Annotated in this window: 1 pseudogene; it reads right to left on the reverse strand. The window is 41.3% G+C overall.

Annotation, left to right across the window (positions count from 1 at the left end):
* A pseudogene (locus tag QM374_RS10740) lies at nt 1-629 on the reverse strand (hypothetical protein); the annotation flags it as partial.

Consider the following 629-nt stretch of genomic DNA (forward strand, 5'->3'; position numbering starts at 1 on the left):
TGTTCCATCTTTACCTACTTCAACATCTTTCGCTGTTGGGTTAGCTTTCTTAACTTCTTCTGCTACCTTAGCTTTTTCTGCATCTGTTAAGTTAGCTGGATCTTTAACTGGTGTTACCGCTGGATCCTTAACTGCGTTATCTGATGATTTCTTAACTGTATCACCTGATGGAATAACGGCTGTGCTGCCATCTGGGAAGGTTACTGTTGCTGTTCCATCTTTACCTACTTCAACATCTTTCGCTGTTGGGTTAGATTTCTTAACTTCTTCTGCTACCTTAGCTTTTTCTGCATCTGTTAAGTTAGCTGGATCTTTAACTGGTGTTACCGCTGGATCCTTAACTGCGTTATCTGATGATTTCTTAACTGTATCACCTGATGGAATAACGGCTGTGCTGCCATCTGGGAAGGTTACAGTTGTTGTTCCATCTTTACCTACTTCAACATCTTTCGCTGTTGGGTTAGATTTCTTAACTTCTTCTGCTACCTTAGCTTTTTCTGCATCTGTTAAGTTAGCTGGATCTTTAACTGGTGTTACCGCTGGATCCTTAACTGCGTTATCTGATGATTTCTTAACTGTATCACCTGATGGAATAACGGCTGTGCTGCCATCTGGGAAGGTTACAGTTG

The sequence above is a fragment of the Streptococcus infantis genome, assembly GCF_047465525.1.
In the GTDB taxonomy this organism is placed as follows: Bacteria; Bacillota; Bacilli; order Lactobacillales; family Streptococcaceae; genus Streptococcus; species Streptococcus infantis_R.